The 503-nt window shown below is 61.2% G+C and carries 1 protein-coding gene; it reads left to right on the top strand.

Translation table 11 applies throughout. The features are described from left to right. Positions 1-503: EF-Tu/IF-2/RF-3 family GTPase (locus tag ACMA5I_RS15935; RefSeq protein ID WP_525887266.1), on the top strand; the 503-nt coding region annotated here is incomplete at both ends.

Below are 503 nucleotides of genomic sequence, written 5' to 3'. Positions count from 1 at the left end.
TATGAGTTCCCGGGCGACGATATTCCGATCATCGCAGGCTCGGCTCTGGCCGCTATGGAAGGCCGCGACCCCGAGATCGGCGAGAACAAGATCCGCGAACTGATGGCGGCTGTGGATGACTACATCCCGACCCCTGAGCGCGCTGTGGACCAGCCCTTCCTGATGCCGATCGAGGACGTGTTCTCGATTTCGGGCCGCGGGACGGTTGTGACCGGCCGTGTGGAGCGCGGTGTGATCAATGTGGGCGATGAGATCGAAATCGTCGGCATCAACCCGACCAAGAAGACGACCTGCACGGGCGTTGAGATGTTCCGCAAGCTGCTCGATCGCGGTGAAGCGGGTGACAACATCGGCGCGCTGCTGCGCGGTATCGACCGTGAAGGTGTTGAGCGCGGCCAGGTTCTCTGCAAGCCGGGTTCTGTGACCCCGCACACCAAATTCGAGGCTGAGGCCTATATCCTCACCAAAGAAGAAGGTGGCCGTCACACGCCGTTCTTTGCGAA

This window comes from Jujubicoccus corallicola, assembly GCF_047345645.1.
In the GTDB taxonomy this organism is placed as follows: domain Bacteria; phylum Pseudomonadota; class Alphaproteobacteria; order Rhodobacterales; family Rhodobacteraceae; genus JBLEFH01.
The sequence above is the reverse complement of the archived record's forward strand: the minus strand, read 5'-3'. Positions and strand labels throughout refer to the sequence as shown.